19 protein-coding genes are annotated in these 14,525 nt (G+C 51.9%); 2 read left to right on the plus strand and 17 right to left on the minus strand.

Going from position 1 to position 14,525, the window contains the following annotated elements:
* Positions 1-42: 42 nt before the first annotated feature.
* Together KNO73_RS07480 and KNO73_RS07485 are read right to left on the minus strand one after the other, a co-directional pair.
* Positions 43-234 carry a hypothetical protein gene (locus KNO73_RS07480; RefSeq protein WP_214730404.1) on the minus strand — a complete coding sequence of 64 codons (192 nt, stop codon included), beginning with the start codon at positions 232-234 and terminating at the stop codon, positions 43-45.
* 45 nt (positions 235-279) lie between these two features.
* On the minus strand, positions 280-765 hold the full coding sequence (locus KNO73_RS07485) for a hypothetical protein (protein WP_214735109.1): 486 nt from the start codon (positions 763-765) through the stop codon (positions 280-282).
* Between the two features lie 156 nt (positions 766-921).
* On the opposite strand from KNO73_RS07485, the gene KNO73_RS07490 reads away from it, so the two are divergent.
* Positions 922-1,419, plus strand: a complete 498-nt coding sequence (locus KNO73_RS07490; protein ID WP_031422805.1) for a hypothetical protein — start codon at positions 922-924, stop codon at positions 1,417-1,419.
* A gap of 36 nt (positions 1,420-1,455) precedes the next feature.
* Here the strand turns inward: KNO73_RS07490 and KNO73_RS07495 are convergent, their stop codons facing one another.
* The 3 genes from KNO73_RS07495 to KNO73_RS07505 form a co-directional block, all read right to left on the minus strand.
* A complete protein-coding gene (locus KNO73_RS07495) occupies positions 1,456-2,391 on the minus strand; it encodes a DMT family transporter (protein ID WP_215112261.1) in 936 nt (311 codons plus the stop codon).
* A gap of 101 nt (positions 2,392-2,492) precedes the next feature.
* Positions 2,493-2,780 (minus strand): putative quinol monooxygenase, encoded by a 288-nt coding sequence (locus KNO73_RS07500; protein ID WP_214872456.1) that lies wholly within the window; start codon positions 2,778-2,780, stop codon positions 2,493-2,495.
* A 114-nt stretch (positions 2,781-2,894) separates the two neighbouring features.
* Positions 2,895-3,755 carry a YitT family protein gene (locus KNO73_RS07505; protein WP_078147344.1) on the minus strand — a complete coding sequence of 287 codons (861 nt, stop codon included), beginning with the start codon at positions 3,753-3,755 and terminating at the stop codon, positions 2,895-2,897.
* Positions 3,756-3,932: 177 nt separating this feature from the next.
* Between KNO73_RS07505 and KNO73_RS07510 the strand changes: the two genes are divergently transcribed.
* Positions 3,933-4,847, plus strand: coding sequence for a YitT family protein (locus KNO73_RS07510; RefSeq protein WP_078147345.1), 915 nt, complete (start codon positions 3,933-3,935; stop codon positions 4,845-4,847).
* A 55-nt stretch (positions 4,848-4,902) separates the two neighbouring features.
* Here KNO73_RS07510 and KNO73_RS07515 read toward each other — a convergent pair whose 3' ends face one another.
* The 12 genes from KNO73_RS07515 to treC form a co-directional block, all read right to left on the minus strand.
* Positions 4,903-5,958, minus strand: a complete 1,056-nt coding sequence (locus tag KNO73_RS07515; RefSeq protein WP_215112262.1) for a GGDEF domain-containing protein — start codon at positions 5,956-5,958, stop codon at positions 4,903-4,905.
* A gap of 94 nt (positions 5,959-6,052) precedes the next feature.
* Positions 6,053-6,280 (minus strand): carbon storage regulator CsrA, encoded by a 228-nt coding sequence (gene csrA, locus KNO73_RS07520; RefSeq protein WP_078147346.1) that lies wholly within the window; start codon positions 6,278-6,280, stop codon positions 6,053-6,055.
* The gene (gene fliW, locus KNO73_RS07525; RefSeq protein ID WP_215112263.1) at positions 6,280-6,717 is read right to left on the minus strand and encodes a flagellar assembly protein FliW; all 438 of its coding nucleotides are present in this window, start codon (positions 6,715-6,717) and stop codon (positions 6,280-6,282) included. Before fliW ends, csrA begins: the two co-directional genes overlap by 1 nt.
* Positions 6,718-6,732: 15 nt before the next feature.
* Positions 6,733-7,308: a DUF6470 family protein gene (locus tag KNO73_RS07530; protein WP_215112264.1), complete on the minus strand. Its 576-nt coding sequence runs from the start codon at positions 7,306-7,308 to the stop codon at positions 6,733-6,735.
* Between the two features lie 6 nt (positions 7,309-7,314).
* Positions 7,315-8,247, minus strand: coding sequence for a flagellar hook-associated protein FlgL (gene flgL, locus KNO73_RS07535; RefSeq protein ID WP_214687246.1), 933 nt, complete (start codon positions 8,245-8,247; stop codon positions 7,315-7,317).
* Between the two features lie 6 nt (positions 8,248-8,253).
* Positions 8,254-9,768, minus strand: coding sequence for a flagellar hook-associated protein FlgK (flgK, locus tag KNO73_RS07540; RefSeq protein WP_214687247.1), 1,515 nt, complete (start codon positions 9,766-9,768; stop codon positions 8,254-8,256).
* A 12-nt stretch (positions 9,769-9,780) separates the two neighbouring features.
* Positions 9,781-10,137: a flagellar export chaperone FlgN gene (gene flgN, locus KNO73_RS07545; protein ID WP_074036203.1), complete on the minus strand. Its 357-nt coding sequence runs from the start codon at positions 10,135-10,137 to the stop codon at positions 9,781-9,783.
* Between the two features lie 114 nt (positions 10,138-10,251).
* Positions 10,252-10,503, minus strand: coding sequence for a flagellar biosynthesis anti-sigma factor FlgM (locus tag KNO73_RS07550; protein ID WP_012726982.1), 252 nt, complete (start codon positions 10,501-10,503; stop codon positions 10,252-10,254).
* Positions 10,504-10,526: 23 nt separating this feature from the next.
* Positions 10,527-10,913 carry a flagellar protein gene (locus tag KNO73_RS07555; protein WP_078147352.1) on the minus strand — a complete coding sequence of 129 codons (387 nt, stop codon included), beginning with the start codon at positions 10,911-10,913 and terminating at the stop codon, positions 10,527-10,529.
* Between the two features lie 18 nt (positions 10,914-10,931).
* Positions 10,932-11,600, minus strand: a complete 669-nt coding sequence (locus KNO73_RS07560) for a ComFC family protein (RefSeq protein WP_215112265.1) — start codon at positions 11,598-11,600, stop codon at positions 10,932-10,934.
* Positions 11,597-12,754, minus strand: coding sequence for a DEAD/DEAH box helicase family protein (locus KNO73_RS07565; RefSeq protein ID WP_215112266.1), 1,158 nt, complete (start codon positions 12,752-12,754; stop codon positions 11,597-11,599). Before KNO73_RS07565 ends, KNO73_RS07560 begins: the two co-directional genes overlap by 4 nt.
* A gap of 121 nt (positions 12,755-12,875) precedes the next feature.
* The gene (gene treC, locus KNO73_RS07570; RefSeq protein ID WP_215112267.1) at positions 12,876-14,510 is read right to left on the minus strand and encodes an alpha,alpha-phosphotrehalase; all 1,635 of its coding nucleotides are present in this window, start codon (positions 14,508-14,510) and stop codon (positions 12,876-12,878) included.
* Positions 14,511-14,525: the final 15 nt, after the last annotated feature.

The following is a 14,525-nucleotide window of genomic DNA, read 5'->3' on the forward strand; positions in this document are numbered from 1 at the left end:
ATTGTAGCACAAAGGAAAAAGCCCGCCTTAGCGAGCAGTCTCTTAGTCATTCCGTTCATTCTGAAAAAGTTGCGTCACTTCTCGCATCATCACCAAGATGACGATGACGACAGCCAAGGTGATCAAGCTCTCTTGTTTCGGTAAATCAAATACATACATCGCAACGATAAACAGAAGGGCTACAATCAATCCTTCCGTATAATCCCGTTTCCTCGTTCGCACACGACCACCCATTCCAAAAAGACTGCAAACGATTCAGCCGTCCACAGCCTTTCCATATTATAACGTCCGGAACTCCAACTCAGGGAGTGTCTCAATCAACTCGGCAATCTCGTCCGTATGTGCCTCCGCACCTGGGACGGCCTCTGTCGGTTCGACCCAGAAGAACGTCTTGTCGTTCGTCCCGAGGTAGTTGCCGTAGCCGATTTCTGTCGCGAACGCCTCTTCCGTCAATTCGCGGTCGATCAAGTCCAGGTGGAACAAGAGCTGGTCGTCCCCATCCTCGACGTTATAGTATAAATCGAACGTACCGTAGCTCTTCGTGTCCCCGATGTCGACGACGTCCTGCGCCTTCTCGATATAGACGTCACCCCGCTCAATCGCCTCGACGATTTTTGATGGCAAGACGATCTCATAACCGAGCTCACGGTCACGAATCGTCTGCGTCGTATCCTCTGTCCGTCCCCGGGACGAGACGACACCGACCGTCGCCACCAATGCACCTGTCACACCGAGCGCGAGCGCCCACTTCATCGATTTGTTCACAAGAACCACTCCTCACTTGTTGATGTCTTCACTTGATTATCCCACAAGTTGATGACTTTTCATTAAATATTCTGAAAAAATGTTTCCCCTTACATTGACGAGTGTCCGTCAATCCCATACGATGGTAGTAACGTACTATAGAAAAGAGGAACTGACATGTCTAACGAAACTACTTTGACGCGCGCTCAGCTGGACGCGCTCTTGAAAAACGTCTTCGCCCTTCAAATCCCGGTCATCGAGAAATTCATGACGGATTTGTTTAAACAATATGTCTCGACGGCTTCCACGTTCAAACAGGACATGGACACGATGAAAGCGACGGACTGGCACAAGCATTTCTTCGGTCAAAAAGTGATGCCTCACCTCTTCATCGAGAACCTTGGCTTCGGTGCATCGTTCCGTCACCAAGGCCAAGAGAAGGTCGTCAGCATCCCCGAGAACATGACGGTCGTCAAGCCGGACTCGGACGCGCAAATCAAAGAGATTTTAGAGAATCTCGACCAGACGCTCGCCTCGATGGACGGCGTCAAAAACAAAGGACTCGTCAAGAAGTTCTACAAAGAGACGCTCGAACTCATCTGCCAACTCGGTAGCCGTACCGGTATGATGGATGATTTCTATGACAAAGTCAAAGGCAGTTTGACAACAAGTTGATGACAATCCCCTCGTCCATAAGAGCGAGGGGATTTTTTATGCCTCTTGTCGAACGACGGTCGGGAGCTCCATAAACTGACTCCGACTGTGAAAGACGACCCCGACCATGACGAGCGCGATCCCGGACAAGGCGATCGGCGACGGCATGACGGCATGCAGGAAGACCAGTTCCCCGATGAGCGCGAACAGGACTTCGAGCGCTTGCGTCGCTTCGACGGATGCCAGTCTTCCCATGTCCTGTTTGACGAGATCGGTCGCCATGAAGAAGAGCACGGTCGCGACAACCCCGGACAATAGGGCGACGAGGAACGTCTGCCCGAGCTGACTCGATGAGGGGCGTCCCGTCGTCAAGCCGTACCCGAACAACAATAGCCAGACCGGGAGCGACCCGAGACACATTCCGAGGATTCGCTCGAACACGTCGAGGTCCGTATGTTGCATCATCTTCCGGTTCCCGAGCGGGTAGGCAAATGCGGCGATGATGACCGGCACGACCCCGAGCCAAAGGAAGCGTGGTTCGAACGACTCGAAAAACTCCGCTTGCATCATTACGACCCCAATGAGAATCAAGACCGAGAAGCGAAGTCCGCGCCATGGGATTCGTTCCCGTGTCCCGTCTCCCTTCTTGAAGAGTGGGGACAACAGTGCCCCGGCGACAATCGTCACTTGCCACGTGCCCGCGATCAGCCACGGAGGTGCGACCTCGGCCGCGAGACAAATCGGGACGTAAAACAATCCGAACCCGACCGTCCCCCAAAGAATCCATGGACGAGGATTCGCTTTCAATGCCGAGAGGACTCGCTTGAGTCCACCACGAAATGCGACCACAACTAGCAGTAACGGGATCATCCACAAAAAGCGGAGCGAGGCGCTATAGGCAAAGCTGCCACCCCCGACTTGCATCACTTCGTTCAACACGAACGTGCTCGCAAAAAACAAGGCGGCGAAGACACCGAGTATGAGTGGACGCATCCGATCCCTCCTTTCCGAATCCTGTCATGTTCTCGACACCTTGCCATTTCTCCTGCAAAAAACGGACAGCGCTTCGCCATCCGCTTCATCCCCCCCCTCAGTCATCTCCGGAGTTCGAGCGCGGCGATCCGCTCCATCCGCTCGAGGATTGGCTTCGCCTGATCGATATATGCCTTCACTTCAGCAAGCGACAACGACGCCGCATGCGCCTCTTCATTTCGCCATACTTCATAGACGAACACGGTATTCGCTTCGTCGAGCGACACGTGGACTCGATACGATTCACAGTCCGATGTCGCCTCCATCTCCCGCGCCGCTTCCGATAAAATCGCCACCAGTCTGTCGCGTTGCCCCGCTTTCGTGACAAGCTTTCCAATCAGTGCGTACATTCCCAATCCTCCCCTTTCTCTAGCATCGACTTCTTCCACTTTCCCTATGTGATTTCCTGCTTAGTCGGTTCACACGTGTAGAGGTTAAAAAAACGGACGACCCTTGGCCATCCGTTAATGAATATCGCGTTTTTGGAAGTTCCCGCCTTTGACCTCTGTCACCTCATACACGACGACGAACGCTTTCGAGTCGACATCATCGATGATGTCTTTGATCTTTCGTTCTTCGAGCCGGTTGATGACACACGTGATTTCGTAATAGCTTTCTTTGGAATACGCCCCTTGGATTTGATTCAACGTGGCGCTCCGTCCGAGACGGTCCCGAATCGTCTCGACCATCTCATGCGGTTCACTCGTGATGATTTTGAACGTCTTCGCCCCGCTCAATCCCTCCTCCACGATATGGATCACTTTCGAGGCGATGAAGTAGGCGATGGCGGACAGGACCGCTCCTTGAAGACCGAACACCGTCGAAACGACGATAAAGACGAACGTATTTAAAAATAAAATCAAATCACTCGTCCCGAACGGCAGTTTCCGTGATAAGAGGACCGCCAACATATCGATGCCGTCAAGCGCGCCCCCGTTACGAAGCGAAATCCCCATCCCGAACCCGAGGATGATCCCACCGACTACGGTGATGAGGAGCGCGTCCCCCTCGATGATGGTCGGAACGTGGTGCATGATGACCGTACCGACAGACAAGGACGCAATCCCGGTAACCGAGAGGATGGCGAAACTCTTGCCGATCTGTTTATACCCGAGATAGACAAACGGGATATTCAATACCCCGATGAAAATACCGAGCGGCAGTCCCGTCAGTTGTGACCCGACAATACTGATCCCAGTGACGCCCCCGTCCGAAACGTTATTCGGAATGAGGACCGATTCCAATCCATACGCCGCGATGAGTCCCCCGATGATGTTCATCATCATTTGAAACGCCATCAACCATGTTTTGTTTTCTCGCTTCATCCTATAGACCTCCATCCATTGTTCAACAACCTTGTTAGTTTAACATAAAATGATTTCGAAATAATTTATCGGGAATCATCCCTCAATTCTGAATATTCATGTCAGATTCTCTGTCGTAAATGATTGTCGGTTCGCATCATTTGGTATACTGAAAGAAATGGAAAGGGGGCATCCTGTATGCAGCGTACACCTATGCCTTCCCCGACACCGGAGGAAGTGCAGCGCTTAAGGCGTGAACATAATCCGATCAAGGCTTCTGAACTGTTTGTAAAAGTTGTCCTTTTGCTGCTCGGCTCCCTCGTCTTTGCCGTCGGCTTGGAGGCGTTCCTCGTACCGAATCAAATCATCGACGGTGGTATCGTCGGTGTCTCGATCATCGTGTCGTACTTGACGGAGACGAAACTCGCGATTTGGCTCGTCCTCTTCAACTTACCGTTCATCTACTTCGGCTATCGGCAAATCGGGAAAACGTTCGCCGTCGTCACGTTGACGGCCATCCTGCTCATGTCGGCCTTCACCATCGTCCTGCATGACATCAAGCCGTTCACAGACGACCTCCTCTTGTCGACCGTCTTCGGTGGCTTCTTACTCGGTGCCGGAATCGGGCTCGTCATCCGCGCCGGGGGCTCGCTCGACGGAACAGAAATCCTCGCCGTCGCTTTCACGAACCGGTTGCCGTTCTCCGTCGGGGAGATTGTCATGTTTTTCAACATCTTCATCCTCGGGACGGCCGGATTCGTCTTCAGTTGGGACCGGGCCATGTATTCGCTCCTCACCTATTTCATCGCCTTCAAGACGATCGATGTCGTCCTAGAAGGAATCGACCAGTCGAAAGCGGCGTGGATCATCACGTCCGCACCAGACGATATCGGACAGGCCATCATGGACCGACTCGGTCGTGGCGTGACGTATCTTCATGGAGAAGGCGCCTACACGGGTGACGGGAAGAAAGTCGTCTTCACGGTCATCAGTCGACTCGAAGAGACGAAACTGAAAGACATCCTCGATGACTATGACGAGAAAGCGTTCCTCGCCATCGGCAACATTCACGACGTTCGTGGCGGTCAGTTCAAGAAGAAAAACATTCACTAAACGTGAAATCCCCTATAACCGCTGGACTATCATCGCCAACGGTTATAGGGGATTTTTACGCAAATTTGACCTGATTCCGACCATTTCGCTTTGCTTCATATAATGCTTCATCTGCTCTTTCGAACACGACCGTGCTCGGCTCATGCCCTGCAATCGCTGCACCGATTGAAATAGTCATCGGAATGATTTCACCTTGAAATTCGAGTGGTGTTCGCTGTACCATCTGCACGATGTTTTCTGCCACCTTCGCCATGCCTTCACTACCTTCAATGACGAGCAAAAATTCTTCGCCACCGTATCGTCCGACAAATCCAGACGGCGGACAGCTTCGTTCCAACGTTTGTCCGATATGACGAAGTGCTGCGTCTCCTGCTAAGTGCCCATATGTATCGTTCAACTGTTTAAAATGATCGACGTCGATAACGAGTAACGTCCACGGTTTCCCGGACATTTCCAAATCGTTCATCTGTTCGAGCGTCCGATAACGGTTCGGAAGTCCCGTCAACTCATCAATGGTCGCCCGGTGCGTATGTAGGAGAAACATCCATAGATGCGTCTCAATCTTTTTTGCGGCCCAATAGCAGAGCCAGGCCCCAAAAGATAACATGAGAAAATAAGGAACAAATACATTTATAAAGACCGTCTCATTCACACTGCCGCTCACTTGAATCAAGACGAGGAGCGCACCTAACCCGATGTAGATGGCATACCCTCTCCCTCGACGAATCGGTAAGCGTGTCATGACAAGAGAAAATAAAAAGAAGACAAATAACAGTAGTAACGAGTCTACGAACGGAGCACTCATTCCGTGCAGCGTCGTGCGTCCGATGAAGATCAGACCGAGCGTGACGATAGCTCCGAACGGTCCAGCGAACGTTGCGGATAAGGCAATCGGGATGAGACGAAGGTCGATTCGTGCATCCCCTAATTCGATGGAGTTAATGGTTAAGAGAATTGCCGTCAACCCGTTAGAGACCCCAAACCAAAACCGTACGAACAACGGGGAGGTCGGCTGAATCGGTAAAACTGTTCGCATCACATAGAGTGTGAGCGACATGAATAAAAAGATCAGACTGATGTTGATAAGAAAACTATTAATACCTGTTTCCACCGATTCCCCTCCTTCCTTTCACGTTTCCATCCTATCCCAACCCATCAAGCGCTGTCATCCATCAATTACCGGATTCATGAAAACAGTCGAAAGCTCACGCTTCCGACTGCTTCTGAATCATCTGCTTCATCAAGTTGGCGCTATCTCGTGCCGACTCGTTCTCTTCCTGCATTTGAATGTACACTTCATGACGGTGGATGTCGATATGACGCGGGGCGTCGATCCCGAGCTTCACCTGGTCGCCTTCGATGGCGAGCACCGTAAGCGTCACGTCGTCCCCGATATGGATGGCCTCACCTTGTTTTCGTTTCAATACGAGCATCAGCGCACCTCCGCTTTCGTGCCGCCGAGCGGATAACGGGCCGGATATGCATCGTCTAGGATGACTTGTTTCCCGCGACGTTCCTTTGTCTCGATGACAATCGGCGCCTTCAAATTGAGCGTCGACGATTCGAACGGCTCACGGAGCGTGACGATCGAGTAGACCGAGACGTGTTCCGCCTCTTCGATCCCAAGTTGGTCTTTCGCGCCATCCGACAATTCGAACGCATAGTCCGACTTATGCCAAAACGGGTTCGTCACGACGAACGCACAGGCTTGTTCCTCGATTGACTGAAGCGACCAGAACGGTAAATCCTCCCCGTACGGGATCAACACGAACGTCTTACAATCCGGGAACCCCGGAATCTCACTGACGAACGTGATCGTCTCCGCTTCGTTTATTTCAATCTTGCCAAAGTAGTCTGTTTCAATGAACATGGATTGTCCTCACTTTCAACGCGTTTCATCATACATCCCACCGACCGGCCATATCTCGAGTGACGCCTGTTGACGGAGCGAGATGTCCGTCGTCCATGGCGTGAACGAGATATCGGCTGGCGTGAGCGATACATCAATTTGGGGTGGCGTGATATTCCACTCGATTTTCACATCCGCCGGCGTATACGTCAACTTGACACGATCAATCGATTTTGGCATGTAGCCCATCTCGACGATCGGATACGGGTCGTTCACCTTCTCCGCTGCCATTGAAGGGATCGGATTCCCGTTCTCGATCCGCATCATGCGGTCCCCCTCCCGGGCGATGTTCGCCATCGCCTCACGGGCCCCTTGCTCTCCCATCTGACCGAGGTATTTCCCAAGTTCAAGCACGCCTTTCAGGTTGCTCTCACTTCTCGCCACCGATGAGTCGACCTCAAGCTTCCCCGGTGTCGTCTGTTGCGTCATCTCGGCTTTACCTTGTTGGATCGACAGGTCAGCCCGCCCTTGACGCATCTCGAGCACGGGCCGATTAGATGTCATCTGGATCGCGGCAAACGTCTGCCGCATCTCAAGTCTCGCGAGATTCATGACCGATTACCGCAAGAAGTCGAGAAGCGTCGGCTGGATAATGCGGGCACCTGCAGAAAGGGCTGCACGGTGGACGGTCTCATGTGACTTCAGTTCCATGATGACTTTCTCCACGTCGATGTCCTCGTTATCAGACATGATGGTCTTGGCGATAATCTCATGGTCTTGTAAACGGTTGTCGACGAGCTCCAAACGGTTTGCTCGGGCACCGAGCTCCGCCCGTTCCGTGATCAAGTTTTGACCGAGTGTGTCGAGCGTGTCGAGTTCAGCCGATAGGTCGGCACCAGTAGTCGTTGTCTCTTTTAAAAGTGTACTCAATTTATGAAGACCTTCAAATAACTCTTTACCAAAAACCGTTTCTGGTTGCATGTTCACTTGTACAGTAATTCCTTTTGACACTTCAAATTCGATCTCCCCACTTGTTGCAGGTGCCGTTCCACTCTCATAAATCGAATCGACAGAACCAGCCGGATTCGCTAAATACGCTTTTAACTGGTCGACATTGATGAGAGGTTGATCTGTCTTCGTACCGTTATAAATATACTTTTCACCTGCTTTTGAGTTCGCAAGTGAACCGATGTGTTCGATCAATTGATCGACTTCGCTCTTGATAATGGCACGTTGCGACGATTCATACGTATCGTTCGCCGCTTGCGTCGTCAATTCGCGAATCCGCTTGACGGCTTCCGTGACTTCGTTGAGCGTCGAGTCCGTCAAATCCATCCAGCTCGTCGCCTCGCTGACGTTACGACGGAATTGGTCGACTTCACGTACTTCGGTTCGGTAACGAATGCCTTGCATCGCGACGACTGGGTCCTCTGATGCTTTTTGAATTCGTTTCCCGCTGATGAGTTGTTCCTGAACGCGAGCGAGTGTGTTGTAGCTACTAGATAAATGCTTCAAGTTCGTCTGTGTGAGCATTGTCTGTGTGACACGCATCAGTCATTACCTCCCTACGACACCCATGCCGTTAATGATTTTATCTAACATTTCATCGACGGCCGTGATGTTACGTGCCGCCGCGTTATAAGCGTGCTGATACTGGATCATCATCGTCATCTCTTCATCGAGCGAGACGGCACTGACCGACTGACGACGCTGGTCTGAACTGCTCAACAGGGCGAATGTACTCTTGGCGAGGTTTCCGTTCTGGCTCGCCTCGACAGCCATGTTCCCGATGACGTTTTGATAGTATTTCCCGATGGAAGTCGTCGCAGTGGATGAACCACCCGTAAATGTGATTTGCGCATTTTTTAAGTTTGCCAAGTCAAGAGCCCCGCTACCGTCTCCGATGTTTTGGTCTTTTGAGATGGCGATCAAGTTCAAGTTCGATAAAATTGTCGGATTGACCGTTACGGTCTTCGCATCGCCGACAATAAAGAAATCGATACCTTTTTGACGGGGATTATCTTGAACATTCCCATCGTAAAAAGTCTTATGCAAATCATTAAATGCCGTCGTGAACTCTTTTGCCATGACGTCTAAATCCTTCAACATCTTGGTAAAGGCTCCATCGTGCGTTTCTGTTCCCGTAGCTGAACCGTACATATCAACGAGCGCTTTCAACTTCCCATTTGGTAAATCGTCAAAGACGAGCGTTGTCGTTCCTGCGGCCGCATCTGTGATCTCCATGTCGTTAATTTTCCCAACTCCGCCTGTTAGTCCATCCACTAACGTAATCTTTGTTGGAGTCGGTGTTCCAGGCACGGAAATTCGGATATCAATCCGTCCTTCCGCGACACGTTGCGAGTTTCCACGTGTTTCGCCGTTCGTGTAATCAACAGGCACACGTTCGAATTCAATGTATTGCGACAACTCGTCCATGTAGCGATCGCGCTCATCATACAATTCATTTGGCAGAACACCAAGAGGCTCTGCATCACCGATTTGACGGTTGACGTCACCAATTTTCGTCAACAAGTCGTTGATTTTTTTCGTGACGACGCCCGCTTCTGCTTTCAAGTCCTCTTGTACTTTCGATAACGAAGAAGACATGTAGTTGAACGTTTGTGTCAACGTCAACGCTCGTTGCCGAACCACGCTTCGCGCACCCGTATCATCCGGGTTGACCGACAAGTCTTGAAGTGACGCCCAGAACAAGTCGAGCGATTTAGCGAGTCCGTTCTCAGACGGTTCGTTGATGATGTCTTCCATCCGGCCGAACGCCGCTTCTTTCGTCGCATAGAAGGCGTTCTTCACCGACTCATCACGATACTGTTGATCGATCATGAGATCGCGAATTCGGGCGAGTGTCTCCCCGCGTACACCTGTCCCGAATTGTCCGGCTTTCGTCCCGCCGAAGTTGACCGAGAGCTGTTCGGTCATCCCGAGTGTGAGTCGTTGCCGTGAATAGCCAGGGTTTGAGGCGTTCGCCACGTTATTCCCGGTCGCTTGAAGCGCCCATTGGTGTGTCGAGAGACTGCGGCGTGCCGTCTCTAATCCCATAAATGTTGAACCCATTCCACTTCCTCCTTAAACGTCACGGCTGAACGAGCGTGTTTCGAACGCTTGTTGTCCGTATGTAAAATCATCTGCTTCCGGCATGAGCATATCCAGATGCCAAGTAATATAACGAAGGGATTGTTCGAGTAGCGTCGCGTTCAATTCGTTCTGTCGCTTCAACTCGAACAAGACCGGTCTCAATTCCTCTATCTCTTCATCGTCCAATTCATACGTCCCTTGAAGTCGTTCCGCTTCTTTTTGTGAAATTTGTCGGACAAGTTTCGCTTCTTCTTTGACGAGCGTGCTAAATGCCACCATGTCATTTTGAATGAGTTGCTGTTCTTTCGCGTAAGCCAATTCGAGTAACCGTTTATGTAATGTGAGCATGAGTCTCTCCTTTTTTCAAAAAAAGAGCCGACTAAAGAAAGGGGTGCCCCTTATTTAGTCAGCTTCCGTGCCGTGTTATTCAGTGCGAAGGCCTCAAACGGACCTCGCTTCCATTCATCCTTGTAGAAAGCGTTTAGCGATTTCGCGCGCGTCCCGTGAATACGTGCCCGCATCAATCTCTGCTTTCAAAGCGTCGATTTTTGCGAGACGGTCCGGATGTTTCACCGGTTCTTCAAACCGGGCGCGGGCTTCCGCCGAGATTGACAATTGGTCCGTTTGGCGTGATTGCGCGGGCTTCGGTTCGACTTGCGTTTTCTTTTCATAAGTGTTCGGTAAGTGTACCCACTTGGCTGAATCGATGCGCATGCGTCTTCCCCCTCTTCATGATGTTAATCCAAACGATAAGTGCGGATGCTTGATTGTTTCGTCAAGCTCTCCTGTAGACTGGACAGTTCCTTCTGCATATCTCTCTGGCAGTTCGAACAAATTTTTCCTTCGTTCGTCGGTTGACCACAACGGACGCAGCTGATGGCAAGCGCCGGATTGTCCTTAATGATCAAGCGTCCTTCATGGATATATCGCGTGATATCAAGTTCAGAGACACCCGTCGCTTCGACGAGGGCTCCGATGGTCGTTTGTTTGTTGGCCGGTTCACGAATGAAGTCGCGGACTTTCAAGAAGTTTTTATAATCGACTTCGTTACATGATGGACAGTACGGTGAACGACCCTGTTTCATAAACAAGCGTCCACACATTTGGCAAGATGCTGCATCCATTGGTTTCACCTCTGCTCTTTATATCGGACGCGATTTCGATTTGTTTAGCGCCCGAAATAAGCAAATCGCAGAAACTTCTGATGCACCTGCCTGTCGCAACGAAAATGCCGCCTGATGAAGGGTCGTCCCCGTCGTATAGACGTCGTCTATAAGAATGATTTTCCCACATTTCACTGAAGTTGGTACAGTGAAAGGATTCGTTCGGTGTCGTCTTCCTTCTTTCCCGAGTTCACGTTGACTTGAAACCTCCGTTTTTTCGAGAAACTGTCGCGTTGGACCGATACATCGCGCGAGCACCTCGGCCTGATTGAAGCGACGTGTCTGAAGCCGCTCCTTACTCAACGGGATCGGAACATACGTCACGCCAGATGAACGCGATGCCCGAAGCGCTGGCGCGACCGATGAGGCAATGACGACATCCCCGCTGAATTTAAATCGATGTAGCCAGTCAATTCCTGCCTCATCGTATGCGTACAGGCAACGGACGGTCAAATCGAGACCGAGCGCGAGCCAGCGGATGCAGTCCGGACACGTCTCACCGGTCTCATTCGGTTGACCGCAGCGCGGGCAACCCGTACCGAGCGGCGTCAGTTTCGACTCGCAAGAAGGACACACCCAGTTTCGTCGCCATAATGTGGCAGGAGTCCACGGGACGGTCATCGACTCATGACAAATAAGACATCTCATCGCCGATTCGCCTCCTTGATCTTCCGTATGGCAACATCTTGACGGAACGTCCGCTCCCTGTAAAAGAAACAGACCTCTCCTGTCGGCGCTTCCGGTTTCCGCCCCGCCCGTCCTGCCATCTGAATGAGTCCCCGTGTCGAGAAGAGCCGATGCTCGCTCTCGAGTACCCCGACCTGCACGTCCCGAACCGTCATCCCCCGTTCCCAGATGGAGGTTGCAAGGACGACGCCCTTTGTCTCTTGGAGCCAGTGAAGGGCGTCAGTCCGCTCCTCGGTCTCAGCCGATACCGTCCGACATGCGAGTCCCGCACCTTCTAACATCTCGCGATACCGCTCCAAATCAGGCTTCGTCGGTACGAACAAGAGACGTGGTTTCAAGGCGTGACGTCGACAGAAATCTACGATTCGTTCGTCGGACTGTTTGACAAGTGTCGGGACCGGCAAATCAAATCCGTGATAGCGCCGCGACAGATGAACCGTTGGAAACATCTGTTGCCAAACGGTCGGGGTTGCCGTGATGAACAAGAAGACACCTCTCCCGACCCGACGAATCGTATTCCATAACGCGATGTCAAAGGCAAACGGGAAAGCATCGGACTCATCGACGAGCACATAATCGAAGACGTCCCGAACATTCATGAGTAACGGCGCGGTCGCCACCGTGATCATCCCGACGGAGTCTTTCTCCCCTCCCCCGTATCGTCTCGTGACAGGCACGGTGAATGCTCGTTCGAGCCGTTCGACCCATTCGATGGCGACGTCTTTCCTCGGGGACACGATCAAAACCCGCTTCCCTGCATTGACGACCCGCTCAATTACCGGGAACGTCATCTCCGTCTTCCCGGCGCCGCATACCGCATGTACGAGCCCCGTCTTTTGTCCGTCCCACCACGTGAGCAATTGATTTGCGACCCGTGTTTGGTCGGGGGCGAGCTCGAACGGCATCGTCAGTTCCGTCGTTTCAAGTGGAGTCGTGATGTCCCGTTCTTGTAGAAAATCACAGCGACAGACACGCCCGAGGTATAGACAATTTCGACAATAGGCACAACTTCCGTGATGACAGGTGAACGTCCGGACGTCCGTGCTGAGACAGCGTTGGCAGATACCGAAGCGGATGGCCCGTTTTCCTGCCTGAGCGACAATAAGTTCTCCCATGACCTGACTCCTTTTTGTCATCACGCTACCAAAACGGCTATATAAATGCGATACGACTTATCTAAAACAACGTAGGTCGACTACACAAATAGGACCCGACGAAAGCGTCGGGTCCTATTTGTTACTTCTGTTTGTAGAACATGATCGCCTCGTACGGACGAAGGGACAGCGTCGTCCCGTCGAGCTCAGGCACGTCATAGTTGTGGCTGACGACGTTCACCCGCTCGAACCCTTCCGGAATCGTATACGTCGTTTCCGTTCCATAGAAGTTGGCGACGACGAGAAGTTCCTCGCGGTCGGTCTTCCGTGTATATGCCCAAACGTCCAACGAATCAGGTGTGAGAAGCGTGTAATCCCCATCCGTCAAGACGTCAAGTTCTTTTCGTAATGCAATCAAATGTTTGTAGTGGTAGAACACCGAGTTCGGGTCACGGAGCGCCGTCTCGACGTTCACGTCCTCATAGTTCGGTGCCACGTTGATCCACGGCGTGCCGCTCGTGAAGCCGGCATGCGTCGTCGCATCCCACTGCATCGGCGTCCGCGAGTTGTCGCGTGACTTCTGTTTGATGGCGGCCATCATGTCTTCGTGCGACACGCCCTCCTCCCGCTTCAACTTGTAGATGTTGAGCGTCTCGATATCCCGATATTCGTCGAGCGAGTCGAAGCCAGGATTCGTCATCCCGATTTCTTCCCCTTGATAAATATACGGTGTCCCTTGAAGGCCGTGGAGCACGGTCGCGAGCATCTTCGCGCTCTCGACGCGATGGTTCGTGTCGTTCCCGAAACGGCTGACGACGCGCGGTTGGTCATGGTTGCACCAGAAGATGGCGTTCCATCCCTTCCCGTGCATCCCTTGTTGCCACGTCGACATGATGTCTTTCAATTGAATGAAATCGAACGGTGCAGCGACGAACTTCTCCCCGTTCGGATAGTCGACTTTCAAGTGGTGGAAGCTGAACGTCATGCTGAGCTCGTTCTCGTCCGGGTTTGAATAGCGGACGCAGTGGTCGAGCGTCGTCGAAGACATCTCCCCGACCGTGATGACGTCATGCCCGTCAAATACTTCCCGGTTCATCTCTTTTAAATATTCGTGGATGCCTGGACCGTCCGTATAGAACTTGCGACCATCCGACTCGTCTTCCGGGAAGTCCTGTTCTTTCGAAATGAGGTTGATGACGTCGAGACGGAATCCTTTGATTCCTTTTTTACGCCAGAAGCGCATCATCTCGTAGACGTCCTCGCGCATCTGTTCGTTCTCCCAGTTCAAGTCGGCCTGGGTCACGTCGAACAAGTGGAGATAATATTGCCCGCTCTTCTCATCATATTCCCACGCGTTTCCGCCGAACTTCGATTCCCAGTTCGTCGGTTCGTCGCGCCAGATGTAGTAGTCACGGTACCGCTCGTCTCCCGCCAATGATTTTTGGAACCATTCGTGCTCGGTCGACGAGTGGTTGACGACGATATCCATCATGAGGCCGATTCCCCGCGCCTCTGCCTCACGGATCAATTCATCGAGATCTTCCATCGTGCCGTAAGACGGGTCGATGGCATAGTAATCACTCACGTCATAGCCGTTGTCGTGTTGAGGTGACTGATAGACAGGTGTCATCCAAATATATTCGATGCCGAGTTCTGCCAAGTAATCTAGCTTCGCCGTCACCCCTTTGATCGATCCGGTCGCGTTCCCTTCCGGACTGTAAAAACTTTTCGGGTAAATTTGATAGACGACTGATTTGCGCCAATTTTTCTGTGTCATCAACGACATCTCCTT

Origin of the sequence: Exiguobacterium sp. s83 (genome assembly GCF_018617095.1) — a bacterium.
GTDB lineage: Bacteria > Bacillota > Bacilli > Exiguobacteriales > Exiguobacteriaceae > Exiguobacterium > Exiguobacterium profundum.

Coding starts and splice junctions, on each gene's coding strand:
- KNO73_RS07480 (WP_214730404.1), bottom strand. CDS start 234: ATGGGTGGTCGTGTGCGAACGAGGAAACGGGATTATACGGAAGGATTG.
- KNO73_RS07490 (WP_031422805.1), top strand. CDS start 922: ATGTCTAACGAAACTACTTTGACGCGCGCTCAGCTGGACGCGCTCTTG.
- KNO73_RS07495 (WP_215112261.1), bottom strand. CDS start 2,391: ATGCGTCCACTCATACTCGGTGTCTTCGCCGCCTTGTTTTTTGCGAGC.
- KNO73_RS07500 (WP_214872456.1), bottom strand. CDS start 2,780: ATGTACGCACTGATTGGAAAGCTTGTCACGAAAGCGGGGCAACGCGAC.
- KNO73_RS07505 (WP_078147344.1), bottom strand. CDS start 3,755: ATGAAGCGAGAAAACAAAACATGGTTGATGGCGTTTCAAATGATGATG.
- KNO73_RS07510 (WP_078147345.1), top strand. CDS start 3,933: ATGCAGCGTACACCTATGCCTTCCCCGACACCGGAGGAAGTGCAGCGC.
- csrA (WP_078147346.1), bottom strand. CDS start 6,280: ATGCTCGTATTGAAACGAAAACAAGGTGAGGCCATCCATATCGGGGAC.
- fliW (WP_215112263.1), bottom strand. CDS start 6,717: ATGTTCATTGAAACAGACTACTTTGGCAAGATTGAAATAAACGAAGCG.
- KNO73_RS07530 (WP_215112264.1), bottom strand. CDS start 7,308: ATGAATCTCGCGAGACTTGAGATGCGGCAGACGTTTGCCGCGATCCAG.
- flgL (WP_214687246.1), bottom strand. CDS start 8,247: ATGCGTGTCACACAGACAATGCTCACACAGACGAACTTGAAGCATTTA.
- flgK (WP_214687247.1), bottom strand. CDS start 9,768: ATGGGTTCAACATTTATGGGATTAGAGACGGCACGCCGCAGTCTCTCG.
- flgN (WP_074036203.1), bottom strand. CDS start 10,137: ATGCTCACATTACATAAACGGTTACTCGAATTGGCTTACGCGAAAGAA.
- KNO73_RS07550 (WP_012726982.1), bottom strand. CDS start 10,503: ATGCGCATCGATTCAGCCAAGTGGGTACACTTACCGAACACTTATGAA.
- KNO73_RS07555 (WP_078147352.1), bottom strand. CDS start 10,913: ATGGATGCAGCATCTTGCCAAATGTGTGGACGCTTGTTTATGAAACAG.
- KNO73_RS07560 (WP_215112265.1), bottom strand. CDS start 11,600: ATGAGATGTCTTATTTGTCATGAGTCGATGACCGTCCCGTGGACTCCT.
- KNO73_RS07565 (WP_215112266.1), bottom strand. CDS start 12,754: ATGGGAGAACTTATTGTCGCTCAGGCAGGAAAACGGGCCATCCGCTTC.
- treC (WP_215112267.1), bottom strand. CDS start 14,510: ATGACACAGAAAAATTGGCGCAAATCAGTCGTCTATCAAATTTACCCG.